The sequence below is a fragment of the Bradyrhizobium sp. U531 genome, from assembly GCF_051710265.1.
GTDB lineage: Bacteria > Pseudomonadota > Alphaproteobacteria > Rhizobiales > Xanthobacteraceae > Bradyrhizobium.
In genome coordinates this window covers 1-633 of record NZ_JASVEN010000039.1, presented here as the reverse complement: position 1 = coordinate 633, position 633 = coordinate 1, and the positions used below count along the sequence as shown (strand labels likewise).

The 633-nt window shown below is 53.1% G+C and carries 1 tRNA gene; it reads left to right on the top strand.

Features of this window, described 5'->3' with window-relative positions:
* The first annotated feature begins 317 nt into the window (after positions 1-317).
* Positions 318-403: transfer RNA gene (locus tag QRQ56_RS39200), tRNA-Leu, on the top strand.
* Positions 404-633 lie beyond the last annotated feature (230 nt).

The following is a 633-nucleotide window of genomic DNA, read 5'->3' as shown; positions in this document are numbered from 1 at the left end:
ACTGCGTCTTGCCACTGGTAATTTGTTCTCTTCACGGGTGTTGGATTCCACTCAAAGCAGTCATTGCTCTGCTTGAGATCTCTGCGCGTCAACCTGCAGCTTGGACTACGCTGAGCGAGATTCGAATCGACCGTATACCAGGTAAGTCACGTTGTCGGTCGTCAAGTCGGCTGTATTATGTCGGGACAGGACGCGGGTACCCCAGCAGTAGCAAGCAGTCGTTCGACAAGCAGGTGCGTGCCAGAGGCCCGGCGAGGATCTATAGAAGGCTTTGCAAATGGCCCGTCGAAAGCGGAGCTGTTACATCTGTTTGGCATGGTATCTTGCCCGAGTGGTCTAAGGGGGCGGACTTAAGATCCGCTAGACATTCCAGTCTGCGTGGGTTCAAACCCCACAGATACCAAAGCACCACTCCCTCTTCTTCTTGAAAAGCGGCGGACGAAGTCTCGTACTGCAGCACCTCTCTGTCGCTTATGACGGGTGACGGTTGTTACTGCGTTTTGCCACCGGTAACTTATTCTCGACACCTTTCTGCCGCTTATAAGGGGGTGATGGAGACGGTTGTGACTGCGTCTTGCCACTGGTAATTTGTTCTCTTCACGGGTGTTGGATTCCACTCAAAGCAGTCATTGC